Raw genomic sequence first — 26950 nt, 5'->3', positions numbered from 1 at the left:
GCTCGATCTCAGGCGATCGTGACCTTGGCGAACTTGCGCTTGCCCACCTGCACGACCACGGTGCCGGCCTCCAGCTTCAGGGCCTTGTCGCTGATCACGGTGCCGTCGATGCGCACGCCGTTCTGCTCGATCATGCGCATGCCTTCGCTGTTGGAGGCCACGAGACCGGCGGACTTCAGCACGGCCGCGATGCCCAGCGGCGCGCCGGAAAGGCTCACCTCGGGGATGTCATCGGGAATGCCGCCCTTGGCGCGGTTGTTGAAGTCGGCCTCGGCGCTCTCGGCCGCGGCGGCGCTGTGGAAGCGGGCCGTGATCTCCTTGGCCAGCATGACCTTGGCGTCCTTCGGGTTGCGCCCGCCCTCGATCTCCTGCTTCAGCGCGGCGATCTCGTCCAGGCTCTTGAAGGACAGCAGGTTGAACCACTTCCACATCAGCTCGTCGCTGATGGACAGGATCTTGGCGAACATGGAGTTGGCCGGCTCGGTGATGCCCACGTAGTTGTTCTTGGACTTGGACATCTTGTCCACGCCGTCCAGGCCCTCCAGCAGCGGCATGGTCAGGATGCACTGCGGCTCCTGGCCGTACTCGGCCTGCAGGTGGCGGCCCATCAGCAGGTTGAACTTCTGGTCGGTGCCGCCCAGCTCCAGGTCGGACTTCAGCGCGACGGAGTCGTAGCCCTGCATCAGCGGGTAGAGGAACTCGTGCACAGAGATGGGCGTCTGGCTGGCGAAGCGCTTGGCGAAGTCGTCGCGCTCCATCATGCGGGCCACGGTGTACTTGGCGGCCAGCTGGATCATGCCGCTGGCGCCCAGGGGCTCGCTCCATTCGCTGTTGTAGCGGATCTCGGTGCGGGCCGGGTCCAGCACCAGGCTGGCCTGCTTGTAGTAGGTCTCGGCGTTGGCCTGGATCTGCTCCTTGGTCAGCGGCGGGCGCGTGCTGTTGCGGCCCGAGGGGTCGCCGATCATGGAGGTGAAGTCGCCGATCAGGAAGATCACCTGATGACCCAGGTCCTGCAGCTGGCGCATCTTGTTGAGCACCACGGTGTGGCCGATGTGGATGTCCGGCGCCGTGGGATCCAGGCCCAGCTTGATGCGCAGCGGCGTGCCCGTGGCCTCGGACCGGGCCAGCTTCTGCACCCAGTCGGACTGCGGCAGCAGCTCTTCGCAGCCGCGCAGGCTGATGCGCAGGGCTTCCTGCACGCGCTCGGTGACGGGGTAGGCCGGCTTGGCGGGGGTGTCGGTTCGCGATTCGGACATGAAGAGCTCTCGTGAGGGCGATGCGCAGCGGAAATCGGCCGGATGACGGGTTTCCCAGCCCTTGATCTAGGGGGTCCCTGGGTATACTCGGCGCCAGTTTTGGCCTCAGCGGCCATCTTTGGACGGCCGCAAAAGTGCTGGATTCTAGTGGACGGTCCCCCTCGGACCGCGTCGCTTCCAGGCTACCCGCGCAGGTGCGGTCCAGAACAAGCACAGAGAAGACCGGGACCCGCAAGCGTGACTGACTGGACCAAGGAACTGAACAAGGTGTTGGGGCATGCCGAAGCCTTCGCGGCTCGCCACCCGCGTGCCTTGACGGGCAGCCTGGTAGGCCTGCTCAGCGGATTCGCCGTGACCGCCTTCGGCGTGGCACCGCTGGCGCCCGACGCCCAGGACCTGCCCCAGACCACCATCGCCGAGGCCGTGCAGACGCACGACCTCGCCGCCCAGCTCGCCGACCTGGCCGAGCACGAGGTGGCCCTGAGCCGCAACGACCTCACCCGCGCCAGCGACACCGCCGACAGCCTGCTCAAGCGCATGGGCGCCTTCGATCCGGAATTCGCGGCCTTCCTGCGCAGCGACGCCACGGCCCGCCGCGTGCTGCAGGGCCGCGCCGGCAAGCTGGTGCAGATCAATGCCCGCCCCTCGGGCCGGGTCGAGTCCCTCATCGCCCGCTTCCCCGCCGAGAAGCCGGAGCAGCAGGCCACGCATTTCACCCGCCTGCGCATCGAGCGCGACGCCAAGGGCCTGCGCAGCGTGCTGGAGACCGCCCCGCTGCAGTCCCAGGTGCGCCTGGCCAGCGGCACCATCCGCAGCTCCCTGTGGGCCGCGACGGACGACGCCCGCATCCCCGACGCCATCGCATCCCAGATCGCCGAGATGTTCTCGGGCGACATCGACTTCCACCGCGAGCTCCGCAAGGGCGACCGCTTCTCCGTGGTCTACGAAGGCCTGACTGCCGACGGCGAGCCCATCACATGGGACGGCGGCGCCGGCAAGGTGCTGGCAGGCGAGTTCGTCAACAACGGCCGCAGCTACAGCGCCGTGTGGTTCCGGGACAGCGTCACCGGCAAGGGCAACTTCTACACCATGGACGGGCAGAGCAAGCGCCGCGCCTTCCTGGCCAGCCCCCTGCCCTTCTCGCGCGTGACCTCCGGCTTCTCGATGCGCATGCATCCGATCCTGCAGACCTGGCGCGCCCACCTGGGCGTGGACTACGGCGCCCCCACGGGCACCGCCGTGCAGGCCGTGGGTGACGGCGTGGTGGAGTCCGCCGGCTGGCAGAACGGCTTCGGCAACGTGATCCATGTGCGGCACGCCAATGACCGCGTCACGGTCTACGCCCACCTCAGCCGCATTGACGTCAAGAAGGGCCAGCGCGTCGAGCAGGGCCAGAAGATCGGCGCCGTGGGCGCCACCGGCTGGGCCACCGGCCCGCACCTGCATTTCGAATTCCGCGTGAAGGGCCAGCACCAGGACCCGCGCGCCATCGCCCGCGCCTCCGAGTCCCTGACCCTGCCGGGCTACGCCAAGGGCCTGTTCCAGCAGACGGCCCAGGCCGCCCGCACGCAGATCGACGTGGCCCGCTCCCTGGGCCAGGGCGTCAGCGACGCCGACTGATCGCCCCCCTGGCCGCGGCGTGAGCGCTCCGCAAGGCATGCAGCACTACATCGGACTGATGTCCGGCACCTCGCTGGACGGCGTGGACGCGGTGCTCGCGGCCTGCGCCCCGGGTGGCACCCTCCAGGTGCTGGACCACGCCTTTGCGCCTTTCGATCCCGCCCTGCGGGCCGAGTTGCTGGCCCTGAACACCCCGGGCGAGAAGGAGCTGCACCGCGCGGCCCTCGCGGCCAATGGCGTGGCCCGCGCCTATGCCGACCTGACGCAAGCCCTGACCCTGCGGCACCCCACCCTCACCATCCGCGCCCTCGGCGCCCACGGCCAGACGGTGCGCCACCGTCCGGGGGAGTTCGATGGCAGCGGCTACACGACCCAGCTGCTCAATGCCTCGCTGCTGGCCGAGCGCTGCGGCATCGGCGTGGTGGCCGACCTGCGCAGCCGCGACGTGGCCGCCGGCGGCCAGGGCGCCCCGCTGGTGCCCGCCTTCCACCAGGCGGTGTTTGCAGGGCGCTGCGAGGCCGTGCTGAACATCGGCGGCATCAGCAATATCAGCCTGCTGGACGCGGCGCCCGGCGCTGCACCCCGTGGCTTCGACTGCGGCCCCGGCAACTGCCTGATGGATGCCTGGATCAGCCAGCACCGCAGCCTGCCCTATGACGCCGATGGCGCCTGGGCCGCGCAGGGTCAGGTCTTGCCCGGGCTGCTGACCCGCCTGCTGGACGAGCCCTTCTTCCGTCTTCCGCCACCGCGCAGCACCGGCCGGGACCTCTTCAATCCGGACTGGCTGCAGGCGTGCCTGACGGCCCTGGCCCCGCCCGCCGCGCCCGAGGACGTCCAGGCCACCTTGCTGGACTTGACTGCCCTCTCCATTGCCCAGGCCCTGCTGACCCATGGTGGAACCGGCGGTCGGCTGGTGGTGTGCGGCGGCGGCGCGCTCAATGGCCGGCTCATGCAGCGCCTGGCGGAGACCCTGCCCGGCTGGACGCTGCAGCCCAGCGACGCCCTGGGCCTGCCCGCCATGCAGGTGGAAGCCGCCGCCTTCGCCTGGCTGGCCATGCGGCATTGCGAGGGCCTGGCGGGCAATCTGCCGGCCGTCACCGGCGCGCGCGGGCCGCGGATCCTGGGCGCCTGGCATCCCGCCTGAGCCCGCCGCCATCCCCGCACCCTCACCTCCACATTCACATTCACCGCGGGCCGCGCGGCAGCACAAGGGTCGACCCGGAATGCAAAACGCCGCAGCGGCCAGGCCGTGCGGCGTTGTCAGCGTATCACCGGGCGCCACCTGGGCGACCCGGCCCGCGAAAAGCGTCAGACCGAGAAGCTGGAACCGCAGCCGCAGGTGGTCGAGGCGTTCGGGTTCTTGATCACGAACTGCGCGCCCTGCAGATCTTCCTTGTAGTCGATCTCGGCGCCCATGAGGTACTGCAGGCTCATGGCATCGATCAGCAGGGTGACGCCGTTCTTCATCATCTGGGTGTCATCCTCGTTGGCCACTTCGTCGAAGGTGAAGCCGTACTGGAAGCCCGAGCAGCCACCGCCCTGCACGAAGACGCGCAGCTTCAGCTCCGGATTGCCTTCCTCGGCGACCAGGTCCCGCACCTTCTCGGCGGCGCTGTCGGTGAAGATGATGGGCGCCGGGATGTCGCTGGGGCCGGCGGTGGTGGATTCGAGAACTGCGCTCATCGCTTGTGTCCTGCTTGAGAGAGGTCAGATGGCTGGATTATCCCCCAGCGTCGGACTCAGGTATTCGCCAAAGGCCTGCATGACCCGGCGCCACGAAGGGCTTTGAGGCCTTGATGACACAGCGGCGACGGCCGGCGTGACGTCTGCACGCGGCGGTGAAAACAAAGAGTCCGCAAAGAGGCCGCAAAAGACAGCCTCTACAACGACAAAAGGCCGCATGAAGCGGCCTTTTGGAGCACTGGAAAGCTCCGAGGAGACTTTCCAGGCGGGGCTGGCACCAGGCCAGCCAGGAAGATCAGCGCTTGCTGAACTGCTTCCGACGACGAGCGCCGTGCAGACCGACCTTCTTACGCTCGACTTCACGCGCATCACGCGTGACGAAGCCGGCGCGGCTCAGTTCGGGCTTCAGGGCTGCGTCGTAGTCGATCAGCGCACGGGTGATGCCCAGACGGACAGCACCGGCTTGGCCGGACTCGCCACCACCATGAACGTTCACCTTGATGTCGAAGGCTTCGCCATTGTTGGTCAGCACCAGGGGCTGGCGGGTGACCATGATGGACGTCTGACGGCCGAAGTACTGATCCAGCGGCTTGCCGTTGACGATGATCTGGCCCGTGCCCTTCTTGATGAAGACGCGAGCGACCGACGACTTGCGGCGGCCGGTACCGTAATTCCAGTTTCCGATCATTGCCGTTCCTTAGATTTCCAGAGCCTTGGGCTGCTGGGCGGTATGCGGGTGGGTACCACCAGCGTAAACCTTCAGCTTCTTCACCATGGCGTAGCCCAGGGGACCCTTGGGCAGCATGCCCTTGACAGCCTTCTCCAGGGCGCGGCCCGGATGCTTGGCTTGCATGTCCTTGAACTTGGTGGCGTAGATGCCGCCGGGGAAGCCGCTGTGGCGGTAGTACACCTTGTCGGTGGCCTTGTTGCCGGTCACGCGCAGCTTGTCTGCGTTGATCACGACGATGAAGTCACCGGTGTCCACGTGAGGCGTGTAAATGGCCTTGTGCTTGCCGCGCAAACGGAGTGCCACTTCGCTGGCAACACGTCCGAGCACCTTGTCGGTGGCGTCAATCACAAACCACTCGTGCGTCACCTCGGCCGGCTTGGCGCTGAAGGTCTTCATGAGTTGCTTTCGTTGGCTGCGGCCGGCATCACACCCGCTCGCAGCAGTCGCTGGCTGAAACTTCTGCACCTGGGCCACCGTTCGGTGCCGCTTCTTTGCCTGCCGACCCACTTTTCAGGGGTTCAGCCCGCTCGCGGCCTCTCACGTTCATGACGCCAAGGCGCATCTTTCCCCGCAGCCAAATACGAGGAAAGCCCGCGAGTGTACCCAAGTACGGCCAGTCCGGCAAGTTGCGAGCAGGCTGGAATGCCGACCAGATCAAGGTCCCCCGGCAGCCGGACCGCTAATATGCGCCCATGCCGCAGCCCTCCCGGCTGCGCTCCCGGCTGTGCTCCTGGCCGAGCGGAGGCCCCCATGACTGCCCAAGAACCGTCGTCCCTGGCCGATCCCGGCCACACCGAACCCGAGCCCGAGTCGAGCGCCCTGGCCTGGCTGCCTCAGAAGCTGGGCCTGCAGCGATTTGCCAGCTGGGTGCCCATCCGCTCCCTGGCGCGCCGCCATCGCAAGCGCATCCTGACTCACCTGCTGAGCCTCAACGAAGGCGACCGCTACCTGCGCTTCGGCTACCCGGCCAGCGACGAGCAGATCAGCAAGTACGCGATGAGCCTGGACTTCGCCCGCGACGAGGTCCTGGGCATCTTCAACCGCCGGCTGCAGCTGGTGGCCATGGCCCACCTGGCCTACGAGCCGGCGCCGCAGCGCCAGGGCAAGCCTGCCATGGCCGAGTTCGGCGTCTCGGTGCTGGCCAGCGCCCGCGGGCGAGGCTTTGGCGCCCGGCTGTTCGAGCATGCGGCCCTGCATGCGCGCAACCGCGGCATCGAGACCCTCTTCATCCATGCGCTGAGCGAGAACGCGCCCATGCTCAAGATCGCCCGCAGCGCCGGCGCCACCGTGGAGCGCGACGGCAGCGAGTCCGAGGCCTGGCTGCGCCTGCCGCCGGATTCGGTGTCCTCCCATGTGGGCGAGGCCATCGAGCGGCACATGGCCGAACTGGACTTCCAGTTCAAGCGCCACGTGCGAGCCTTCGGTGACTTCATCGATGGCGTGGCCGAGGTCAAGTCGCAATACCGCGACGCCGGCAAGGCCGCCAAGCAATAGCGGCGACGCTTGGTCGCGACGGCGGTTCCGCCGTGGTTACACTTTGACGGCCGCCCGGCCCGGCAGGACTCCTTCCTGACGGCCCGACACGTCCCTCAGCAGCCCCCAGCGCCCATGCCGACCCTCATCCCGTGGATCTTTGCCCTGGCCTCCTGCCTGGGGCTTGCAGCCCTGGGTGCCGTCTGGCTCTGGAAACGCCCTCGCGGCGCCCGGCGCCGCCTCCCGGATGAGTGGCCCCTGACGCCCCGCCCTGTCTTCAGCACCGACGAGCGCCGCGTCTACCGCCTGCTGCGCGAGGCCCTGCCTCACCATGTGATCCTGTGCAAGCTGCCCCTTGTGCGCTTCTGCCAGCCCAGCGAGGCCAGCGAGACGCGCTACTGGTTCGATCTGCTCGGGGCGCTGAACGTGGGCTTTGCCATCTGCAGCAGCAACGGCCGGGTGCTGGCCGCCATCGACCTGGACACCGAGCGCCAGCAACAGGGCCGCGGCCTGCAGATCAAGCAGTCGGTGCTCAACGCCTGCCGCGTGCGCTACCTGCGCTGCCCCCTGGACAAGCTGCCCACCGCGGCCGAGCTGCAGCTGCTGGTGCCCTACAACAACAGCCATGTGCGCGGCCCCCAGGCCGGCACCAAGCCCGCACGCGCGCCGGCCGCCAGCCCCGCAGGCGCTGGCGCTGGCACACCGCTGGTGCCCGCCGGCAACGGCCGCCCCATCAACACGGTAGGCGCCAGCCTGTGGCAGGACTCGTCCGTGTTCCAGGACTCCTTCTTCGCACCGGACCCGCGCTTCGACAGCGCCACCGGCGAGCGCCCCAGCCTGGCGGGGGCGGAAGAGACGGACTCCGGCGGCCTGGACATCAGCCTGGACCAGACCCCGCAAGGCCCGGATGCCGCCCGGGACATCGTGGGCGTGGTGGTGGACAGCCCCCGCTTCCCCGACGGCCGCTGACCCGGCCGCGCCCTTCCCTTTCCTGATGCTGCCGGCTTGATCCGCCGGGCGCCACGCATGACCCCCGACACCGACCGCGCCTTTGGCGAGCTGACGCCCGAATTCATGCTGGACGCCCTGGAGGCGGCCGGCCTGCGCGGCGACGGCCGCCTGCTGCAGCTCAATTCCTACGAGAACCGCGTGCTCCAGGTCCACCTGGAAGACGGGCGCGTGGCCGTGGCCAAGTTCTACCGCCCGGGTCGCTGGACCGAGGCCCAGATCCTCGAGGAGCACGCCTTCGCCGCCGAACTGGCCGATGCCGAGGTGCCCGTCGCCCACCCCTGGACCCTGGCACGCAGCGATCACTTCGCCCATCCGCAGGGCGCGCTGGAGCTGCTGGGCGCACCGGCCACGCTGGGCCGCATCGGCCTGCAGCGCTTCGCCGTGGCCGCGCGCCAGGGCGGTCGCGCGCCGGAGCTGGAGGATGTGGAGGTGCTGCGCTGGATCGGCCGCCTGCTGGCGCGCCTGCATGAGGTCGGTGCGCGGCAGCCCTTCGCGCACCGCGTGCGCTGGTGGGGCGCCGAGCCCGGCGAAACCGCGCGCGCCTGGCTGATGGACCAGGGCGTGCTGCCGCCCGAGATCGCCCCGCGCTGGGACCGCGTCGTGCAGGAGTGCCTGACCCACATCGCGCGGGCCTTCGAAGCACTGGGCGATGCCCGGCAGCTGCGCCTGCACGGCGACTGCCACCCCGGCAACATCCTCTGGACGCCCGACCACGGCCCGCATTTCGTGGACCTGGACGACGCCGTCACCGGCCCCGCCGTGCAGGACCTGTGGATGCTGCTCAGCGGCGACGAGGCCACCGCACGCTGGCAGTGGGACGCACTGATGGACGGCTATGAATCCATCCGCGAATTCGACTGGCGCGAGCGCCGCCTGATCGAGCCGCTGCGCACGCTGCGCATGATCCACCACAGCGCCTGGCTGGCCCGCCGCTGGGGCGATCCGGCCTTCCCGCTGGCTTTCCCCTGGTTCGGCACGCCCAACTACTGGAACGACCAGGTGGCCAAGCTGGCGGAGCAGCTGGAGGCCATGCAGTCCGCCGAAGAGACCCCGGCGCCGCCCTCGTTCAAGGACGACGACGATGACTTCCATCTCGACGGCGACAGCTTCTCCTGACAGGGCAAGACCTGACCCCGGAGGGCCAGGTCTTGCCCGAGCGGCCTGATCAAGCCATCAGCAGCGCATTCACGCGCTTCACATAGGCCGCCGGATCTTCCAGATGCCCGCCCTCGGCCAGCACGGCCTGATCGAAGAGGATCTGGGCGAGGTCATCGAAACGGTCGCTGCCGTCGAGCATCTTCACCAGGGCGTGCTCGGCGTTGATCTCCAGCGTGGGCAGCGAGGCGGGCGCGGCCTGCCCGGCCTGCTTGAGCAGGCGGGCCAGGTGGCCGGACATGTCGCCCGCCTCGACCACGATGCAGGCGGGTGAATCGACCAGGCGGGTGCTCACGCGCACGTCCTTGGCACGACCCTGCAGAGCGGTCTTGAGCTTCTCCAGCAGAGGCTTGAAGGCCTCGGCGGCCTCCTCGGCCTTCTTCTTCTCCTCTGCGTCCTGCAGCTTGCCCAGGTCGATGGCGCCCTTGGCCACGGACTGCAGGGACTTGCCCTCGAACTCGTACAGGTGGGAGAGCATCCACTCGTCGACGCGATCGACCAGCAGCAGCACCTCGATGCCCTTCTTGCGGAAGACCTCCAGCTGCGGGCTGTTCTTGGCGGCGGCCAGACTGTCTGCCGTGATGTAGTAGATCTCCTCCTGGCCGTCCTTCATGCGGGCGACGTAGTCCGCCAGGCTCACCCCCTCGTCGGCATGGGTGGAGGCGAAGCGCAGCAGCTTGGCCAGGCGCTCCTGGTTCTGGTGGTCCTCACCCAGGCCTTCCTTGAGCACCTGACCGAAGTCCTTCCAGAAGGCGGCGTACTTCTCGCGCTCGGCGGCATCCTCGCTGTTCGCCAGGGACTCGAGCATGGACAGCACGCGCTTGGTCGAGCCCTCGCGGATGGCCTTCACGTCGCGGCTTTCCTGCAGCAGCTCGCGGCTGACGTTGAGCGGCAGGTCGGCGGAGTCGATCACGCCCTTCACGAAGCGCAGGTAGACGGGCATCAGCGCCTCGGCGTCGTCCATGATGAAGACGCGCTTGACGTAGAGCTTCACGCCGCCGCGCTTGTCGCGGTTCCAGAGGTCGAAGGGGGCCTTCTTGGGGATGTAGAGCAGCTGGGTGTACTCGCTGCGGCCTTCGACCCGGTTGTGCGTGTAGGCCAGCGGGGCCTCGGTGTCGTAGGAGATCTGCTTGTAGAAGTCCTCGTACTGCTCCTGGGTGACCTCGCTCTTGCTGCGGGTCCACAGGGCCGAGGCCTTGTTGACGCTTTCCCACTGGTCGGTGAGCTGCTGCTCGCCCTTCTCGGCATCCCACTCTTCCTTGCGCATCAGGATGGGCAGGGAGATGTGGTCGGAGTACTTGCCGATGATGGACTTCAGGCGCCAGGTCTTGAGGAATTCCTCCTCGCCCTCGCGCAGGTGCAGGATCACGTCCGTGCCGCGGCCGGCCTTGGTGATGGCCTCGACCTCGAACTCGCCCGTGCCTTCCGAGCTCCAGCGCACGCCGTCCTCGGCCTTCAGCCCGGCGCGGCGGCTTTCCACGGTGATGCGGTCGGCCACGATAAAGCCGGAGTAGAAGCCCACGCCGAACTGGCCGATCAGGTTGGCGTCCTTCTTCTGGTCGCCCTCCAGGCGGGACATGAATTCGCGCGTGCCGCTCTTGGCGATGGTGCCCAGGTGGGCCACGGCCTCCTCGGCGCTCATGCCGATGCCGTTGTCGCTGATGGTGATGGTGCGGGCTTCGGCGTCGAAGCTGACGCGCACTTCCAGGTTCGGCGCGTCCTCGTAGAGCGCGGCATTGTCCAGGGCTTCGAAGCGCAGCTTGTCGCAGGCATCCGAGGCGTTGGAGACCAGCTCGCGAAGGAAGATCTCCTTGTTCGAATACAGGGAGTGCGTCACCAGGTGCAGGATCTGCTTGACTTCGGCCTGGAAGGAATGAGTGTGCTTGTCCATGGCGTGGCAATGTGTGGTCAGTGGAGAAGGCGGCCTCCTCACCCGGAGCCGCCGTGCGCTAGGCCATCTGGGGGCGGCCACGGCAAGTTCAAGAGCCTCTCTTGAAAATCGTCACCGCTCAGTACACTGCCGCGATGCTCTACTGGTTCGACCTGGCCGGCGTGGCCGTCTTCGCCATCACGGGTGCCCTGGCTGCCATGCGTGCGGGACTGGACCTCTTCGGCCTGCTGGTGCTGGCCTCCATCACCGCGGTGGGCGGCGGCACGCTGCGCGACCTGCTGCTGAACCGCCACCCGGTCTTCTGGATGAAGGACAGCCGTTACCTCACGGTCATCGTGGTGGCCGCCCTGGCCACCCTCTTCACCGGCCCGCTGCCGCCCAGCGCGCTGCAGGCCCTGAAGATCGCCGATGCCCTGGGCCTGGCCGTCTTCGCGCTGTGCGGTGCCGAGATCGCCGAGGACTGCCACCTCCCGCCCGTGCCCGTGCTGCTGATGGGCGTGCTGACAGCCACCGGCGGCGGCGTGGTGCGGGACCTGCTCAGCGGCCAGGTGCCCCTGCTGCTGCGCCAGGACATCTACGCCACCGCGGCGCTGGCCGGCATTGCGCTGTACCAGCTGCTGCATCGCGTCGGCCTGAAGCGCGACCTGGCCTTCATGCTGGGCATGATCAGCGTGGCCGGCCTTCGACTGGCCTCCCTGCATTACGGCTGGCAGCTGCCGGTGCCGCAGCTCGGGGGCTGAGTCCGGCCGCAGGCCATGTGGGCAGGCAGGCAGGCAGGCCGCTGCAGGGTCAGGTCTTGAGGGCCGGCGCCCGGCCGGCAGCGCCGCTCAGAACGAGACCGCCAGCTTCGCCACATCCACCTTGACCAGGGCTTTGCTGAGGGCGCCGGAGGCCGCGCGGGCGAAGTCCAGCCCGAAGGCCGGATCGCGCAGCGCGGCCGCACCGACGGCCGCCGCCACGCCCAGGATCTTGTCGGCGATCAGCACCTTGCCCGAACCCCGCATGGGCTCGCAGCCGTGCTTGACGAACTGCTCGTCCAGCCACTGGCGCGCGGCGTCAAAGCTGAGAACCTCGGCCGCATCGACCGTGAGATGGACTTCCTCGCCGGGGCCGTACACGACCTGGACTTCACTGCGCATGGCTTGAGCCTCCTGTGGCAAGCATCCTAGCCGAGGGACCTCAGCCGCGGGACGCCTTGACGGCTTCGGACAACACCTCCAGCACGGCCAGCGAATCGTCCCAGCCCAGGCAGGCATCGGTGATGCTCTTGCCGTACTCCAGCTTGGCGGGGTCGTCCTTGCCCGGCGTGAACTTCTGGGCGCCGTCGTGCAGGTGACTCTCCACCATCACGCCGAAGATCTGGTTGCTGCCGCCCGCCACCTGGGCGCCGATGTCACGGGCCACCTCCAGCTGGCGCAGGTGCTGCTTGGAGCTGTTGGCATGCGAGCAGTCCACCATCAGCGTGGTGTCCAGCTTGGACGCGGCCAGGTCCTTGCAGGCGGCGGCCACGCTCTCGGCGTCGTAGTTGGGCGCCTTGCCGCCACGCAGGATCACGTGGCAGTCCTTGTTGCCCTTGGTCTCGACGATGGCCACCTGGCCGTTCTTGTGGACCGACAGGAAATGGTGCGGGCGCGCCGCGGCCTGGATGGCGTCGGTGGCGATCTTGATATTGCCGTCCGTGCCGTTCTTGAAGCCGATCGGCGCCGACAGGCCGGAGGCCAGCTCGCGGTGCACCTGGCTCTCCGTCGTGCGGGCGCCGATCGCGCCCCAGGAGATCAGGTCGCCGATGTACTGCGGCGAGATCACGTCCAGGAACTCCGAGGCCGCCGGCATGCCCAGGCGGTTGATTTCCAGCAGCAGCTGGCGGGCGATGCGCAGGCCCTCGTCGATGCGGTAGCTCTCGTCGAGGTAGGGGTCGTTGATCAGGCCCTTCCAGCCCACCGTGGTGCGCGGCTTCTCGAAGTAGACGCGCATCACGATCTCCAGCGTGTCGGCGTACTTCTGGCGCTCCACCATCAGGCGGCGGGCGTACTCCAGCGCGGCGGCCGGGTCATGGATGGAGCAGGGGCCGATGATGACCAGCAGGCGGTCGTCCTTGCGCTGCATGATGCGCCGGATGGCCTGGCGCGTGCCCACGACCAGCTTCTCCATGGGCGTGCCGCTGATGGGGAAGAAGCGGATCAGGTGCTCGGGCGGCGGCAGCGGGGTGATGTCGCGGATGCGTTCGTCGTCGGTCTGGCTGGTCTTGTCCTGCGGCGAGTACCAGCGCTCCGCCTGGTGCGCGGCAGACGAGGGCGAGCTGGGGGTCTTGGCATTCATGGTCAGGCTTTCTGCTTGTTCTGCTGTGGGGACCGACGACGCGAGGCAAAAAAAAACCGCCGGGGGAGGCCCGGCGGTCTTTAGAGATTCGTTGCGTGTCTGGTGGGTTACGCGTTCGCCTCTCCTCCGCCGGTGCGGTGCGAGAACCAAAAGAAGGCAAAGTAAAACTTCGGCGAGTGCATGGTGGCGAATACTGCCTGCTGCGGCGCGAGGGCGTCAAGCCCGCGCTTGTTGTCCTTGCGCTGCATCTTGCGTCGAATCAAGCCCGGACCGGCGCCCCGGTCAGGCCGTGCCGCCCACAGTCAGGCCGTCGATGCGCAGGGTCGGCTGGCCGACGCCCACGGGCACGCTCTGGCCCTCCTTGCCGCAGACGCCCACGCCGGTATCGAGGGCCATGTCATTGCCGATCATGCTGACGCGGGTCAGCGCGTCCGGGCCGTTGCCGATGATGGTCGCGCCCTTGACCGGGTACTGGATCTGGCCCTTCTCGACCCAGAAAGCCTCGCTTGCCGAGAAAACGAACTTGCCGCTGGTGATGTCGACCTGGCCGCCGCCGAAGTTGGTGGCGTACAGGCCCTTGTCGATGCTGGCGATGATCTCGGCCGGGTCCTTGTCCCCGCCCAGCATGTAGGTGTTGGTCATGCGGGGCATGGGCAGGTGGGCGTAGCTCTCGCGGCGGCCGTTGCCGGTCGGGGCCACCTTCATCAGGCGGGCGTTCATGGCGTCCTGGATGTAGCCCTTGAGGATGCCGTCCTCGATCAGCACATTGGCCTGCGAAGGATGGCCCTCGTCGTCCACGTTGAGCGAACCGCGGCGGTCCGCCAGCGTGCCGTCGTCCAGCACCGTCACGCCCTTGGCGGCCACCCGCTGGCCGATGCGGCCGGCGAAGGCGCTGGAGCCCTTGCGGTTGAAGTCGCCCTCCAGGCCATGGCCCACGGCCTCGTGCAGCAGCACGCCAGGCCAGCCCGGGCCGAGGACCACGGTCATCTCGCCGGCCGGGGCCGGGCGGGACTCGAGGTTGGTCAGCGCGGCCTTGACGGCGTCCTCGGCGTAGGAGGCGATCATCTCGTCGGTGAAATAGGCCAGGCCGAAGCGGCCGCCGCCGCCGCCCGTGCCCACCTCGCGGCGATCACCCTGCTCGGCGATCACGGTGATGGACAGGCGCACCAGCGGGCGCACATCGGCGGCCAGGGTGCCATCGGCGCGGGCGATCAGCACCACGTCGTGCTCGGCGGCCAGGCCTGCCATCACCTGCACGATGCGCGGGTCGCGGGCGCGGGCCATGCGTTCGGCGCGCTCCAGCAGGGCGACCTTCTCGGTGCTGTCCAGGCTGGCGATGGGGTCGGCGTCACCATAGAGCGAACGGCTGGCGGCGATCACCGGCTCGCCCGGCACCTTGACGCGGCGGCTCTGGCCGGCCGCGGCGATGGTACGCACGGTGCGGGCGGCGTCCAGGAGGGCGTTCTCGGAGATGTCGTCCGAGTAGGCGAAGGCGGTCTTCTCACCGGCCACGGCGCGCACACCCACGCCCTGGTCGATGGAGAAGCTGCCGCTCTTCACGATGCCCTCCTCCAGGCTCCAGCCCTCGGCGCGGGTGGTCTGGAAGTACAGGTCCGCGTCATCGACACGATGCTCGGTGATCAGCCGCAAGGCTTTGGCGAGCGTCGCCTCGGTGAGGCCGAAGGGTTCCAGCAGCTGGCTGCGGGCGGTCGCCAGACGGGCGATGGTGGGTTCGCGCGAAATCATGCGAGCCATTGTAGGAGCGCATCCCCTCGCCGCCCCCATGCGGGCTTTCACCCCTTCTGCCGATGCACTTATGCCTTCGCACCGGCAAGCTGCGCTTTCACCGTTCTTTACACGAGCGCTGTCACCGCCGGCGCAAGGGCCGGCGTTGTCACCTCACAGCCGGCGCGGTGCCGGTGACACCCCAGAAACCCAAACCCTCCAAGGAGTGACACGATGAGCTTCTCGACCTCGATGACCCGCCTGATCACCGTTCTCGCCCTCGGCAGCGCCGCAGCCCTCAGCGTCCAGGCCCAAGAGCCCACGACGCCGTCCACCCCGCGCGCCGACCAGCGCGAAGCCCGGCAGCAGGCCCGCATCGCCCAGGGCGCCGCCTCCGGCACACTGACCGCCCGCGAGACCCAGCGCCTGGAGCGCGAGCAGGGCCGCATCAACCAGGCCGAAGCCAATGCCAAGTCCGACGGCACCGTCACCAAGCACGAGCGCCGCCGCCTGCACCGCATGCAGGATGCCGCCAACAAGGACATCCACCACGCCAAGCACAACGCCAAGACCGCCAGCGCTCCCGGCAACTGAGCGGCTCTCGGCATGAGCCACGGGTGCGCCCCTGGATGCAGCGCGGCCCGGGCCGCCTGACGGCCGCTTGAGCGGATCCCTGTGCGGATCGTTGAGTGGATGGCTGGGTGGATGGCTGACCGGCCCACCCTGCGACCCCTATCGCGCGCCTCCGCGCCGGACGCCGTGGCCGCCATGCGGCCACCGGCCCGGCTGGCGGGTGCTCGAGGCCTCTGGCTGGCCGGCGGGCTCACGCGCTGAGCGACCGAGCGCCAAGCTTGCCTGCACAGGCCGCCCGGGTCCTGCGTCGTCAGGCCTCGGCGGCCTTCTTCATCTGCAGGCCGGCTTCATAAAGGCTGTTGCGCGGCAGGCCGCTGAGATCGGTCGCGATCTGCACGGCCTGCTTCAGCGGCAGCTCCTGCATCAGACGCTCCAGCATGCGTGCGACCTCCGGCGGCAACGCCTCGGCAACAGCCTGCGGCGGCTCCGCATGCAGCACCAGCACGAACTCGCCGCGCTCGCGCTGGGCATCGGCGGCCAGCCAGGCCGGCATGTCGGCTGCGGGGCCGGTGTGCACGGTCTCGAACTGCTTGGTGAGCTCCCGGCAGACGCTGAGCGTCTGTGCCGGTGCCAACTCCGCCAGCAGGTCCAGCAGGTTGGCAATGCGATGCGGCGCCTCGAACAGCACCTGGCTCTGTGCCGATCCCAGCAGGGCTTGCAGGCGCGTGCGCCGCTCCTGACCCTTGGGCGGCAGAAAGCCCGCAAAGGCAAAGCCCTGGGCGCGCGCATCACCCGCGGCGCTCAGGGCCGTCACCACGGCCGAGGGTCCGGGCAGAGGCATCACGCGCAGGCCGGCCCTTGCCACGGCGGCCACCAGCACCGCGCCGGGATCAGACACCGCCGGCGTGCCTGCATCCGACACATAGGCGATGCGCTCCCCCGCCTGCAGCCGCGCCACCAGTGCGGCCGAGGCCGACTGCTCGTTGTGCTGGTGCAAGCTGAGCAGCGGCTTGTGCAGGCCCAGGTGGTGCAGCAGCTGGCCGCTGACGCGGGTGTCCTCGCAGGCCACGGCATCCACCAGGGCCAGCACATGCAGGCAGCGCAGGCTGACATCCGCCAGATTGCCGATGGGCGTGGGCACCAGGTAGAGGGTGCCGGCCGGATACTGCTGGCCACCAGCCGCCGCGCGGGCGGCCTGCATCAGCAAAGAGGCATCGATGTTCAAGTGGAGCGCCTTCAAGTCGGGACCGCCCCAGGGTGGGGGCGGCGAAAGCCGCCAGGCACGCGGTGCAGAGGCCGAGCAGCGGGCGCTGCGGCATCTGCAGGCGCAGGGCATGCGGCTGCTGGAGCGCAATTATCGGGTGGCGCGCGGCCCTCACGCCCCGGGCGGCGAGATCGACCTCATCCTGCAGGACCCCACCGGCAGCCTGGTCTTCGTGGAGGTGCGTGCGCGCCGCTCGGCCTCGCATGGCGGCGCGGCCGCCTCCATCGGTGCCAGCAAGCGCCGTCGCATCCTGCTGGCTGCCCAGCACTATCTGCAGCGTTATCGCCAGCCGCCGCCCTGCCGCTTCGACGTCGTCGCCATCGACGGCGCCCAGCTGCTCTGGCTGCAGGCCGCTTTCGATGCGGGGTAGCCCCGTGCCGGGCCAGACGCTGGCTTATCATTCGCGCCAATGCTTGAACAACGCATCCAACAACAGTTCTTCGAGAGTGCCGACCTGCTCTACCAGGTTGCCGAGCCGCTCTCGCGCCCCATGGCCCTCGCGTCCCAGATGCTGGTCGACGGCATCACCGGTGGCGGCCGCCTGCTGTGCGCCGGCGCCGGCCTGGCTGCGCAGGATGCCGGCTATCTGGCCGCGCTTCTGACCGGCCGCTTCGAACAGGATCGCCCCGGCCTGGCGGCCCTCGCCATCAACGCGCTGCTGCACCAGGGTCCGGGCCCGCTGGATGAGGCTGCCGCCCTCGCGCGCCAGATCCAGACCCTCGGCCACCCCGGCGACCTGCTGCTGCTGATCGACAACCCCAGCGGGAGCGGCCAGAGCCTGGTGCCCCTCTTGGATGCGGCCCATGCCCAGGACATGAGCGTGGTGCTGCTCAGCGGCAGCCAGGACGAAGCGCTGCGCGCCGCCCTGCTGGACACCGACGTCCAGCTGCGCCTGCCCCACAGCCGCTTCGCCCGCGTCGCCGAGGGCTACCGGCTGCTGTGCCACTGCCTTTGCGATGCCATCGACGCCCAGCTGCTGGGCATCGAGGAATGACTTTTTGCTGATCCGGTCGCGGCTGATCGAATCAAGACCTGACCCCCGAGGCTGAACCATGCAAGCAAACCCTTCGCGCCTACTGCGCGCCCATCGCGCCCATCGCGCCCTTCGTGCGCTGCCCCTTGTCGTCGCGCTGGGCTGCGGCCTGCTGACGGCCTGCGCGCCCCTGATGGTGGGCGGCATGGTCGGCACGGCCCTGGTGGCCACCGACCGCCGCACCTCGGGCACCCAGCTGGAGGACCAGGGCATCGAGCTCAAGGCCGGCAAGCGCCTGGCGGACAAGCTCGGCGACCGCGTCCACATCAACATCAACAGCTACAACCGCGTGGTGCTGCTGACCGGCGAGACCCGCAACGAGGAAGACAAGGCCGAGGCCGAGCGCATCGTTGCCGAAGTGGAGAACGTCGGGCGCGTGGCGAATGAGCTGCAGGTGGGCTTCATCAGCTCGCTGAGCGCGCGCTCCAACGACGTGCTCATCGCTGGCAAGATCAAGGCCAGCCTGGTCGACGCCCGCGACCTGATTTCCAACGCCTTCTACGTGGTCGTGGAACGCGGCGAAGTCTTCATGCTGGGCCGCGTGACCGAACGCGAGGCCCACCGCGCGACCGAGATCGCCCGGGGCGTTGCCGGCGTGAAGAAGGTGGTGCGCATGTACGAGATCATTTCCGAAGAGGAACTGGCCCGCACGACACCCAAGCCACCGAAGCCCAACGAATCGAGGTAACCCCCTACGCGCTTCGCGCGCCCCCCAGGGGGCCACACCGACTGCCCGGCAAAGCCGGATCAGCGGCGTTCGTGCGGGGCGAGCGCCGGCTGCGCCGAGCGCTCTCCGTTTGGGCTTCCGGTTGTGAATCGGGTGGCGAAGAGGCCCTTGCGCCGGCTGCTCGCCGGGCTGCTCAGCGCAGGCGCTTGATCAGGCTGGAGGTGTCCCAGCGGCCGCCACCCATGCCCTGCACGTCGGCGTAGAACTGGTCCACGAGGGCGGTCACGGGCAGCTTGGCGCCGTTGCGGCGGGCTTCGTCCAGGACGAGGCCGAGATCCTTGCGCATCCAGTCCACGGCGAAGCCGAAGTTGAACTGGTCGTCGACCATGGTCTTGCCGCGGTTGTCCAACTGCCAGCTCTGGGCCGCGCCCTTGCCGATCACCTCGAGCACCTGCTTCATGTCCAGGCCCGCGCGGCCGCCAAAGGCGATGGCCTCGGCCAGGCCCTGGACCAGGCCGGCGATGCAAATCTGGTTGACCATCTTGGCGAGCTGGCCGGCGCCCGGCTCGCCCACGCGGGTCACGGCACGCGAGAAAGCCAGGGCGACGGGCTTCATGGCTTCGAAGGGCTCGGCGTCACCCCCGCACATGACCGTCAGCTGGCCATTGACGGCGCCGGCCTGGCCGCCGGACACGGGCGCATCGACAAAATGAAGGCCGCGCGAGCGCGCCACGGCATGCATCTCCCGCGCCACCTCGGCAGAGGCCGTGGTGTGGTCCACGAGGATGGCGCCCGGCTTCATGCCGGCGAAGGCGCCGGCCTCGCCCAGCAGCACGGAGCGCAGGTCGTCGTCGTTGCCGACGCAGACGAAGACCACATCGGCCTCGCGCGCGGCCTGCGCCGGCGTGTCGGCCAAAGCCCCCCCGAACTCGGCCACCCAGGCCTGCGCCTTGGCCGCGCTGCGGTTGTAGACGGTCACGGCATGGCCGGCTCGGGCCAGGTGGCCCGCCATGGGCAGGCCCATCACCCCCAGGCCGATGAAGGCGGCGCGGCGGGGCGCCGCCGGTTCGTAGCTGCGCGTGGTGTTGATGCTGTCGGCCATGGCTGCTGTGCTCAGAGGATGGTGAGGTGTTCGGTGCCTTGGCTGAGCTCGCCGCTGCGGGCGCGCTCGCTGTTGAGCTTGATCTGCAGGCGCAGGTCGTTGACGGAATCGGCGTTGCGCAGGGCGTCTTCGTAGTTGATGCGGCCGAATTCGTAGAGGTCGAACAGGGCCTGGTCGAAGGTCTGCATGCCCTGCTCGCGCGAGCGCTTCATGATTTCCTTGATCTCGCCCACCTCGCCCTTGAAGATCATGTCCGAGATCAGCGGGGTGTTGAGCAGAATCTCCACGGCGGCGATGCGCCCCTTGCCCTCGCGGCGCGGCAGCAGCCGCTGCGAGACGATGGATCGCAGATTGAGCGAGAGGTCCATCAGCAGCTGGGCGCGCCGCTCCTCGGGGAAGAAGTTGATGATGCGGTCCAGGGCCTGGTTGGCGCTGTTGGCGTGCAGGGTGGCCATGCACAGGTGGCCCGTCTCGGCGAAGGCCACGGCATGCTCCATGGTCTCGCGGTCGCGGATTTCGCCCATGAGGATGACGTCGGGCGCCTGGCGCAGCGTGTTCTTCAGCGCGATGTCCCAGTTGTCGGTGTCCAGGCCCAGTTCGCGCTGGCTGACGATGCAGTTCTTGTGCGGATGCACGAACTCCACCGGGTCCTCGATGGTGATGATGTGGCCGTAGGTCGTCTCGTTGCGATGGTCGATCATCGCGGCGAGCGTCGTGCTCTTGCCCGAGCCAGTGGCCCCCACCACGATCACCAGGCCGCGCTTGGTGAGCACCACGTCCTTGAGGATGGGCGGCAGGTCCAGGGACTCGATGCTGGGCAGGTTCTGCGGAATCGTCCGCAGCACCAGCGCCACGTGCCCTTGCTGCAGGTAGGCGTTGACCCGGAAGCGGCCGATGCCCTGCGGCGAGATCGCGAAGTTGCACTCCTTGTGCTTCTCGAAGTCGGCCGCCTGCTTGTCGTTCATGATCGAGCGCGCCAGCTGCAGGGTGTGCTGGCCGCTGAGCGGCTGAGGCGAGACCTTGGTCACCTTGCCGTCCACCTTGATGGCCGGCGGGAAATCCGCCGTCAGGAACAGGTCGGAGCCCTTGCGGGAGACCATCAGCCGCAGCAGGTCGTTGATGAATTTCGAGGCCTGATCGCGTTCCATGCTGGGGTGTCCTTCCATGCCCTCCGGGGGCCAAAGCGGCGCGCATCTTGCAACAGGACGCGCGGTTCAGGGGTGACGGAATGTCTCGCCGCGCGGCCTCCGGCCACTGGGCCAGGGCCGCCTCGGCAGGACGCCGCTCGCGGTTCGCCGAGGGCAGCCCGGCCGGGGCCGCCTCCGGATGCTCATCCGGGGAAGTTCTCGGGGAACTTGGCCTTGGCTCGGGCCTCGGCCGGCGAGATCACGTTGCGGCGCACCAGGTCGGCGAGGTTCTGGTCCAGGGTCTGCATGCCCTGCGAGTTGCCGGTCTGGATGGCCGAGTACATCTGGGCCACCTTGTTCTCGCGGATCAGATTGCGCACGGCTGAGGTGCCCAGCATGATCTCGTGCGCCGCCACGCGGCCGCTGCCGTCCTTGAGCTTGCACAGGGTCTGGGAGATCACGGCCACCAGGGACTCCGAGACCATGGCCCGGACCATCTCCTTTTCGGCCGCGGGGAAGACGTCGACGATACGGTCGATGGTCTTGGCGGCGGAGCTGGTGTGCAGGGTGCCGAAGACCAGGTGGCCCGTCTCGGCCGCGGTCAGGGCCAGGCGGATGGTTTCGAGGTCCCGCAACTCGCCCACCAGCACGGCGTCAGGATCCTCGCGAAGGGCGGAGCGCAGGGCGTTGGCGAAGCTGAGGGTGTGCGGGCCGACCTCGCGCTGGTTGATCAGGCACTTCTTGGACTCGTGCACGAATTCGATCGGGTCCTCGATGGTCAGGATGTGCCCGTACTCGTTCTCGTTGAGGTGGTTGACCATGCCGGCCAGGGTGGTCGACTTGCCCGAGCCCGTGGGGCCGGTCACCAGCACCAGGCCGCGCGGCTTCAGGGCCAGGTCGGCGAAGACCTTGGGCGCGTTGAGCTGCTCCAGCGTCAGGATCTTGGAGGGAATCGTCCGGAACACGGCGCCGGCGCCGCGGTTCTGGTTGAAGGCATTGACCCGGAAGCGGGCCAGGCCCTGGATCTCGAAGGAGAAGTCGCACTCCAGCGTCTCTTCGTAGTTCTTGCGCTGGGCGTCGTTCATGATGTCGTACACCATGTCGTGCACCTGGCGGTGCTCCAGCGCCTCGACGTTGATGCGTCGCACGTCTCCGTGCACACGGATCATGGGCGGCAGCCCGGCAGAGAGGTGAAGATCGGAGGCCTTGTTCTTGACCGAGAATGCCAGCAGTTGTGTGATGTCCATGGTGTGGGCGATAAGCGTAGGCCATTATGGCGACGATCAAAGAGAACATTCAAGAAGTGCACCGCCGGCTTGCCAAAGCCTGCACGGATGGGGCAAGGCCCCCGTCGGCCGTCCGCCTGCTGGTGGTCAGCAAGACCTTTGACGCGGCCGCCGTGCGCGAGGCCCATGCGGCCGGCGAGCGGGCCTTCGGCGAGAACTACGTGCAGGAGGCCCTGGACAAGATCGCCGCGCTGGCGGACCTGCGTGCTGGCATCGAGTGGCACCTGATCGGTCCCCTGCAGAGCAACAAGACCCGCGTGGTGGCCGAGTCCTTCGACTGGGTGCACACGGTGGACCGGCTCAAGATCGCTCAGCGCCTCTCGGAGCAGCGCCCCGAGGGCCTGGCGCCGCTGCAGGTCTGCCTGCAGGTCAACATCAGCGGCGAGGCCAGCAAGAGCGGCCTGAGGCCCGAGGAGGTGCCCGCCCTGGCCGCGCAGATCGCCCAGCTGCCGCGCCTGCGGCTGCGTGGCCTGATGGCCATCCCGGAGCCCGCCGGCGACCTCGAGGCCCAGCGCCGGCCCCATCGGCAGCTGGCCGAGCTGCTGCGCCGGCTGCAGGGCCAGGGCCTGGACATGGACACCCTCAGCATGGGCATGAGCGCCGACCTGGAAGCCGCCGTGCTGGAGGGCGCGACCCTGGTGCGCGTGGGCTCGGCCATCTTCGGCTCGCGGCCGGCCCCGATCTGATGCGGACCACGGCACGCCCCTGGACGGCGCGATGGCGCCCGGCGCTGGCGGCGCTGGCCCTGCTGGCCTCCGCCGCCCAGGCACAGACTCCGCCTCCGTTCGAGGACAGCATGGCCCAGCGCCTGCTGGCCTGCACCGGCTGCCACGGCCCCCAGGGTCGTGCAGGGCGTGACGGCTACTACCCGCGGCTGGCGGGCAAGCCGGCCGGCTACCTCTACCAGCAGCTGCTGAGCTTTCGCGAAGGCCGGCGGCAGTACGGCCCCATGAACACCCTGCTGGCGCCGCTCAGCGACGACTACCTGCAGGCCATCGCCACCCATTTCGCCAGCCTTGACCTGCCCTACCCGCCGCCCCAGCCGCCAGCCATGGCCCCGGCGGACCAGCTGCGGGCCCAGACGCTCGTCCGCCAAGGCCATGCGCAGCGCAAGCTGCCGGCCTGCCAGCAATGCCACGGCGAGGCCCTGCTGGGCCGCCAGCCCGGCGTGCCCGGCCTGCTGGGCCTTCCACGGGACTACCTCCTGGCCCAGCTCGCCGCCTGGCGCCAGGGCGAGCGCCGCTCACGAACGCCCGACTGCATGGCGGACATCGCCCGCCGGCTCGATCCGGAAGACATCCGCGCCGTGGCCGACTGGCTGTCCGCGCAGGCCGTGCCCACCGGCGCCAAGCCCGCCCCCGCCTCGGACGAGAAGCTGCCCCTGCAGTGCGGAGGCCTGCCTTGACGCGCCGCCTGCCCTGGGTCCTCCGGCTGCTGGGGGGACTGGCACTGCTGGGGTCAGGTCTTGCCTTCTGGGTATGGCAGGCCAACCGGCCGGCGCCGCTGCCCGCGCCGACTGCGTCCATGCAGGCCCTGCCCCTCGCAGAACAGCAGGCCCGCGGCGCCTATCTCGCCCGCGTGGGCAACTGCGCCGCTTGCCATACCGCCCCGGGCGGCGCGCCGCTGGCCGGCGGGCGCGCCGTCCCCACGCCCTTCGGCACGGTCTACAGCAGCAACCTCACGCCCGACGCCGAGACGGGCCTGGGCCGCTGGTCGCCGGATGACTTCTGGCGCGCCCTGCACGAAGGCCGCGGCCGTGACGGTCGCCTGCTGAGCCCGGCCTTCCCCTACACCAGCTACACCCTCCTCACGCGCGCCGACAGCGATGCCCTGCTGAGCCATTTCCAGGCACAGGCCCCGGTGACGGCACCGTCCCGCCCGTCGGCCCTTCGATGGCCCTATGGCACGCAGCCGGCGCTGGCCGTATGGCGGGCCCTCTTCTTTCGCCCGGCCACCTTCACCCCCGACGCCAGCCAGGACGCTGCCTGGAACCGCGGGGCCTATCTCAGCCAGGGCCTGGCCCACTGCAACGCCTGCCACGGCAGCCGCAATGCACTGGGCGCGCCTCAGTCCCTGGACCGCTTCGACGGCGGCCTGCTGCGCGGCCTGGGCTGGTATGCGCCGTCCCTGCACCGCGCGGATGAGGCCGGCGTGCAGGCCTGGTCCCCGGGCGAGATCGAGGCCTGGCTGCGCAGCGGTGTCGCGGCGCAGGGCATCGCGCAGGGGCCCATGGCCGAGGTGGTCATGGGCAGCACCCGTCACCTGAGCGCGGACGACCTTGCCGCCATGGCCCGCTACCTGAAGGCCCTGCCTGCCGAGCCGGTGGCCCGGCGCATGCCGGAGCCCTCCCCCGCGCCCGCGGCGCAAGGCCTGCTGGGGGCCGAGCTGTACAAGGCCCACTGTCAGTCCTGCCACGGCGAGCAGGGCCAGGGGCGGCCGGGCGTCTATCCGCCGCTGAAGGGCAGCCGCCTGGTGATGCAGGACTCGCCCGTCAACCTGCTGCGCCTGGTGCAGCAGGGCGGCTTCGCTCCGGCAACGCCCGAGCACCCGCACCCCTTCGGCATGCCGCCCTTTGCCGGCAGCTTCAATGCCGAGCAGCTCGCCGCGCTGCTGAACCATGTGCGCAACAGCTGGGGCCAGCAGGCGGGGGCCCTCAGTGCCCAGCAGGTCCAGGCCCTGACCAACGACATGGGCACAAACCCCTAGGCATCGGCCCGGTCGGCCGGAAGCGCCGAGGGGCGAAGTGGTATTGCAGCGGTTTGGCGCGGATTCGTTCACGTCCGCGCCCGCTTGCGATGATCCAAGAACTGACCCAGCGCTGACACTTCGCGCTGCCGTTTTTCCGGCCCCTCCGTCGAGCAGGGGTCCGGAAGCGGCGACCGGGTTCGCTGCCATGCCAGGCGGGTTCCCAGGCCGGGCGCCTGCCCGCGCCGGGACCGCTTCTGGCGCCGAGATGTCTGGCGCCTTGCATGCGCAGCCCGGTCCGAATCGACGTTTCTGAGGTCACCTGATGCAATTCCTGTCCCATCTGCGCATCGGCCAGCGTCTGGCCGTGAGCTACGCGCTGCTGATCCTGCTGCTCATGGCCATTGGCGCCTACGGTGCGGCCAATGCCAACCACCTCGCCAAGGACCTGGACCGCACGGCCAACTCCAGCCTGGTCAAGATCGCCGCCGCCAATGCGCTGGAGAGTGACGTCAACATCATCGCCCGCGCCTCGCGCGACCTGCTGCTGCTGGACGAGGCCCGCCAGATCAAGAAGCAGAAGGCGGCCATCGACGGCGCCATGCAGAACCTGGAGACGCACCTCGGCGAGCTGCAGGCCCAGGTCGACGACGACAAGGAGCGCGACATCGTCGCCCAGGTCAAGGAACGCCAGGCGCGCTTCCTGGCCTCCGTGAGCAAGTTCCTCAAAGTGCAGGCCGACGGCAGCCCCGACGAGGCCCGCGAAAGCCTGATCACCGACGTGCGCCCGGCCCAGCAGGCCTACCAGGAAGGCCTGAAGAGCCTGGTCGAGGCCAAGTTCGAGAGCGCCCGCTCGCTGGCGGAGTCCGGCTCCGCGCTGGCCAGCCGCTCGGTGGCCATCACCCTGGGCCTGGTCGTGGTGGCGGTGCTGGTGGGCGGCGGCGGTGGCGTGGCCATCTCGCGCTCCATCATCGTGCCGGCGCGCCAGGCCAAGGACGCCGCGCAGGCCATCAGCTCGGGCGACCTGTCCTACCGCATCCAGGCCAGCGGCCGCGATGAGCTGGGCCAGATGCTGCAGGCCATGCAGGACATGCAGGAAGCGCTGTCCGGCGTGGTGAGCAGCGTGTCCGATGCCGCCGGCGAGGTGGCGCAGAACTCCAGCGCCATCGCCAACAGCAATGGCAACCTCTCGGACCGCACCGCGCGTTCGGCGGCCAGCCTGCAGAACACGGCGGCCTCTGTCGAGCAGATCGCCGCCAACCTCACCGGCGCCAGCGAACTGACGCGCAAGGCCGCCGGCATCGCCGGCAAGGCCCGCCAGTCGGCCTCGGCCGGCGGCCAGGTGGTGGCCCAGGTGGTGTCCACCATGGAAGAGATCAGCACCAGCTCGCGCAAGATCGGCGACATCATCGGCGTGATCGACGGCATCGCCTTCCAGACCAACATCCTCGCCCTGAACGCGGCGGTGGAGGCCGCGCGTGCGGGCGACCACGGCAAGGGCTTTGCCGTCGTGGCTTCGGAGGTCCGCGCCCTGGCCTCGCGCAGCGCGCAGGCCGCCAAGGAGATCAAGGTGCTCATCCAGGAATCCTCCGTCAAGGTGGAAAACGGCACGGCCCTGGTCAACAACGCCGGCGCGACCATCCGCAGCGTGGTCGACGAAGTCAACAACATGGGCCAGCTGATCGAGGAGATCTCGCATTCGGCCCAGGAGCAGGCCAGCGGCGTGGGCGTGGTGAACGGCGCCATGAACGAGCTGGACCGCGCCACGCAGCAGAACTCCACCCTGGTCGAGGAACTCAGCCGCTCCACCGAAGCCCTGCGCGACAGCTCCAGCCGCCTGCTCAGCGCGGTCGGATTCTTCCGCGCCTGAACCCGCCTGTCCCCTTTTCCCGTAGTAGCACTCCAGAGACTCACATGAAGAAGAACACCCTGTCCCTCAGCGCCAAGTTCCTGCCGGCCGTCGCCGCCCTGCTGCTCGCCATCGGCGCCCAGGCCTCGCCCAAGCTGATCAAGAAGGTTGCACCGGAGTTCCCGCGTGAAGCCGCCCAGAAGGGCATCAGCGCCGGCACCGTCAAGGCCAAGCTGAGCATCGAGGCCGATGGCAAGGTGTCCGGCGTGGACATCATCGAAGCCGAGCCGCGCCGTGTCTTCGACCGCGCCGTGACCACGGCCCTGATGGACTGGCGCTTCGAGGCCGGCGGCGAGAAGCAGACGCACGAAGTGAAGCTGGTCTTCAAGAACGACGACTGAGCCCTCCCAGGCGCTGCAAGTACGAAGGCCCTCGAGCGATCGAGGGCCTTTTTCATGGGCGGCTGGCTGGCGTCGGCGCCGGGGTCAGGTCTTGCCTTCG

At 69.1% G+C, this 26950-nt stretch carries 28 protein-coding genes; 15 read left to right on the top strand and 13 right to left on the bottom strand.

The features are described from left to right. Positions 1-8: 8 nt before the first annotated feature. Positions 9-1256, bottom strand: a complete 1248-nt coding sequence (gene tyrS, locus ABDJ40_RS03545) for a tyrosine--tRNA ligase (protein WP_347606145.1) — start codon at positions 1254-1256, stop codon at positions 9-11. Between the two features lie 237 nt (positions 1257-1493). Between tyrS and ABDJ40_RS03540 the strand changes: the two genes are divergently transcribed. Continuing rightward, the gene (locus ABDJ40_RS03540) at positions 1494-2876 is read left to right on the top strand and encodes a peptidoglycan DD-metalloendopeptidase family protein (protein WP_347606142.1); all 1383 of its coding nucleotides are present in this window, start codon (positions 1494-1496) and stop codon (positions 2874-2876) included. 37 nt (positions 2877-2913) lie between these two features. Further along, on the top strand, positions 2914-4020 hold the full coding sequence (locus tag ABDJ40_RS03535) for an anhydro-N-acetylmuramic acid kinase (protein WP_347607349.1): 1107 nt from the start codon (positions 2914-2916) through the stop codon (positions 4018-4020). A 164-nt stretch (positions 4021-4184) separates the two neighbouring features. On the opposite strand, the gene erpA is transcribed toward ABDJ40_RS03535, so the two are convergent. The 3 genes from erpA to rplM all read right to left on the bottom strand — a co-directional run bounded on the left by erpA (position 4185) and on the right by rplM (position 5685). Further along, complete coding sequence (gene erpA / locus ABDJ40_RS03530) at positions 4185-4559, bottom strand: iron-sulfur cluster insertion protein ErpA (RefSeq protein WP_269631805.1); 375 nt, start codon at positions 4557-4559, stop codon at positions 4185-4187. Positions 4560-4854: 295 nt separating this feature from the next. Then, on the bottom strand, positions 4855-5247 hold the full coding sequence (gene rpsI / locus ABDJ40_RS03525; RefSeq protein WP_269631806.1) for a 30S ribosomal protein S9: 393 nt from the start codon (positions 5245-5247) through the stop codon (positions 4855-4857). Positions 5248-5256: 9 nt separating this feature from the next. Beyond that, the gene (gene rplM, locus ABDJ40_RS03520) at positions 5257-5685 is read right to left on the bottom strand and encodes a 50S ribosomal protein L13 (protein ID WP_183103683.1); all 429 of its coding nucleotides are present in this window, start codon (positions 5683-5685) and stop codon (positions 5257-5259) included. A gap of 354 nt (positions 5686-6039) precedes the next feature. Between rplM and ABDJ40_RS03515 the strand changes: the two genes are divergently transcribed. The 3 genes from ABDJ40_RS03515 to ABDJ40_RS03505 all read left to right on the top strand — a co-directional run bounded on the left by ABDJ40_RS03515 (position 6040) and on the right by ABDJ40_RS03505 (position 8889). Then, positions 6040-6783, top strand: a complete 744-nt coding sequence (locus ABDJ40_RS03515; protein ID WP_347606137.1) for a GNAT family N-acetyltransferase — start codon at positions 6040-6042, stop codon at positions 6781-6783. Positions 6784-6897: 114 nt separating this feature from the next. After that, positions 6898-7731 carry a DUF2726 domain-containing protein gene (locus ABDJ40_RS03510; protein WP_347606134.1) on the top strand — a complete coding sequence of 278 codons (834 nt, stop codon included), beginning with the start codon at positions 6898-6900 and terminating at the stop codon, positions 7729-7731. Between the two features lie 57 nt (positions 7732-7788). Continuing rightward, positions 7789-8889, top strand: coding sequence for a serine/threonine protein kinase (locus ABDJ40_RS03505; protein ID WP_347606131.1), 1101 nt, complete (start codon positions 7789-7791; stop codon positions 8887-8889). Positions 8890-8938: 49 nt separating this feature from the next. Here the strand turns inward: ABDJ40_RS03505 and htpG are convergent, their stop codons facing one another. Then, positions 8939-10819, bottom strand: coding sequence for a molecular chaperone HtpG (gene htpG, locus ABDJ40_RS03500; RefSeq protein WP_347606128.1), 1881 nt, complete (start codon positions 10817-10819; stop codon positions 8939-8941). A 101-nt stretch (positions 10820-10920) separates the two neighbouring features. Here htpG and ABDJ40_RS03495 point away from each other — a divergent pair, with 101 nt between their 5' ends. After that, entirely contained in the window at positions 10921-11559 is a 639-nt protein-coding gene (locus ABDJ40_RS03495; RefSeq protein WP_347606125.1) for a trimeric intracellular cation channel family protein, read from the top strand. 87 nt (positions 11560-11646) lie between these two features. On the opposite strand, the gene ABDJ40_RS03490 is transcribed toward ABDJ40_RS03495, so the two are convergent. The 4 genes from ABDJ40_RS03490 to tldD form a co-directional block, all read right to left on the bottom strand. Next, positions 11647-11958, bottom strand: a complete 312-nt coding sequence (locus tag ABDJ40_RS03490) for a hypothetical protein (RefSeq protein ID WP_269631813.1) — start codon at positions 11956-11958, stop codon at positions 11647-11649. A gap of 40 nt (positions 11959-11998) precedes the next feature. After that, positions 11999-13138, bottom strand: coding sequence for a 3-deoxy-7-phosphoheptulonate synthase (locus ABDJ40_RS03485; RefSeq protein ID WP_269631814.1), 1140 nt, complete (start codon positions 13136-13138; stop codon positions 11999-12001). 107 nt (positions 13139-13245) lie between these two features. Further along, positions 13246-13386: a hypothetical protein gene (locus tag ABDJ40_RS03480; protein ID WP_269631815.1), complete on the bottom strand. Its 141-nt coding sequence runs from the start codon at positions 13384-13386 to the stop codon at positions 13246-13248. A 34-nt stretch (positions 13387-13420) separates the two neighbouring features. Beyond that, complete coding sequence (gene tldD, locus ABDJ40_RS03475; RefSeq protein WP_347606119.1) at positions 13421-14884, bottom strand: metalloprotease TldD; 1464 nt, start codon at positions 14882-14884, stop codon at positions 13421-13423. A 213-nt stretch (positions 14885-15097) separates the two neighbouring features. Here tldD and ABDJ40_RS03470 point away from each other — a divergent pair, with 213 nt between their 5' ends. Beyond that, positions 15098-15457: a hypothetical protein gene (locus ABDJ40_RS03470; protein ID WP_269631817.1), complete on the top strand. Its 360-nt coding sequence runs from the start codon at positions 15098-15100 to the stop codon at positions 15455-15457. A gap of 289 nt (positions 15458-15746) precedes the next feature. Here ABDJ40_RS03470 and rsmI read toward each other — a convergent pair whose 3' ends face one another. Next, positions 15747-16661 carry a 16S rRNA (cytidine(1402)-2'-O)-methyltransferase gene (rsmI, locus tag ABDJ40_RS03465; protein WP_347606115.1) on the bottom strand — a complete coding sequence of 305 codons (915 nt, stop codon included), beginning with the start codon at positions 16659-16661 and terminating at the stop codon, positions 15747-15749. Between rsmI and ABDJ40_RS03460 the strand changes: the two genes are divergently transcribed. Genes ABDJ40_RS03460 through ABDJ40_RS03450 form a run of 3 tightly spaced genes read left to right on the top strand, consistent with a single transcriptional unit; the run spans position 16654 to position 18421 of the window. After that, a complete protein-coding gene (locus ABDJ40_RS03460; RefSeq protein ID WP_347606112.1) occupies positions 16654-17070 on the top strand; it encodes a YraN family protein in 417 nt (138 codons plus the stop codon). The two genes, rsmI and ABDJ40_RS03460, sit on opposite strands and share 8 nt — an antisense overlap. 39 nt (positions 17071-17109) lie before the next feature. Further along, entirely contained in the window at positions 17110-17694 is a 585-nt protein-coding gene (locus tag ABDJ40_RS03455; RefSeq protein WP_347606109.1) for an SIS domain-containing protein, read from the top strand. Positions 17695-17752: 58 nt separating this feature from the next. Next, positions 17753-18421, top strand: coding sequence for a BON domain-containing protein (locus tag ABDJ40_RS03450; RefSeq protein ID WP_347606106.1), 669 nt, complete (start codon positions 17753-17755; stop codon positions 18419-18421). A gap of 172 nt (positions 18422-18593) precedes the next feature. Here the strand turns inward: ABDJ40_RS03450 and ABDJ40_RS03445 are convergent, their stop codons facing one another. The 3 genes from ABDJ40_RS03445 to ABDJ40_RS03435 all read right to left on the bottom strand — a co-directional run bounded on the left by ABDJ40_RS03445 (position 18594) and on the right by ABDJ40_RS03435 (position 21876). Next, positions 18594-19502 carry an NAD(P)-dependent oxidoreductase gene (locus tag ABDJ40_RS03445; RefSeq protein ID WP_347606103.1) on the bottom strand — a complete coding sequence of 303 codons (909 nt, stop codon included), beginning with the start codon at positions 19500-19502 and terminating at the stop codon, positions 18594-18596. 11 nt (positions 19503-19513) lie between these two features. Beyond that, positions 19514-20650, bottom strand: coding sequence for a PilT/PilU family type 4a pilus ATPase (locus ABDJ40_RS03440; RefSeq protein WP_269631824.1), 1137 nt, complete (start codon positions 20648-20650; stop codon positions 19514-19516). Positions 20651-20832: 182 nt separating this feature from the next. Beyond that, positions 20833-21876, bottom strand: a complete 1044-nt coding sequence (locus ABDJ40_RS03435; protein ID WP_183103698.1) for a type IV pilus twitching motility protein PilT — start codon at positions 21874-21876, stop codon at positions 20833-20835. Positions 21877-21902: 26 nt separating this feature from the next. Between ABDJ40_RS03435 and ABDJ40_RS03430 the strand changes: the two genes are divergently transcribed. From ABDJ40_RS03430 to ABDJ40_RS03410, 5 genes are all read left to right on the top strand, one after another. Then, positions 21903-22601 (top strand): YggS family pyridoxal phosphate-dependent enzyme, encoded by a 699-nt coding sequence (locus tag ABDJ40_RS03430; RefSeq protein ID WP_347606099.1) that lies wholly within the window; start codon positions 21903-21905, stop codon positions 22599-22601. Next, on the top strand, positions 22601-23320 hold the full coding sequence (locus ABDJ40_RS03425) for a c-type cytochrome (RefSeq protein ID WP_347606096.1): 720 nt from the start codon (positions 22601-22603) through the stop codon (positions 23318-23320). The genes ABDJ40_RS03430 and ABDJ40_RS03425 overlap by 1 nt, the downstream gene beginning before the upstream one ends. Beyond that, complete coding sequence (locus ABDJ40_RS03420; RefSeq protein WP_347606093.1) at positions 23317-24621, top strand: c-type cytochrome; 1305 nt, start codon at positions 23317-23319, stop codon at positions 24619-24621. The genes ABDJ40_RS03425 and ABDJ40_RS03420 overlap by 4 nt, the downstream gene beginning before the upstream one ends. 304 nt (positions 24622-24925) lie before the next feature. Next, positions 24926-26470 carry a methyl-accepting chemotaxis protein gene (locus ABDJ40_RS03415; protein WP_269631828.1) on the top strand — a complete coding sequence of 515 codons (1545 nt, stop codon included), beginning with the start codon at positions 24926-24928 and terminating at the stop codon, positions 26468-26470. Positions 26471-26514: 44 nt separating this feature from the next. After that, a complete protein-coding gene (locus tag ABDJ40_RS03410; protein WP_347606090.1) occupies positions 26515-26850 on the top strand; it encodes a TonB family protein in 336 nt (111 codons plus the stop codon). Positions 26851-26950 lie beyond the last annotated feature (100 nt).

It is taken from the genome of Roseateles flavus (assembly GCF_039872765.1).
Lineage (GTDB): Bacteria > Pseudomonadota > Gammaproteobacteria > Burkholderiales > Burkholderiaceae_C > Roseateles_B > Roseateles_B flavus.
Note: the sequence above shows the minus strand (reverse complement) of the source record. Positions and strands in the feature narration are given on the sequence as shown.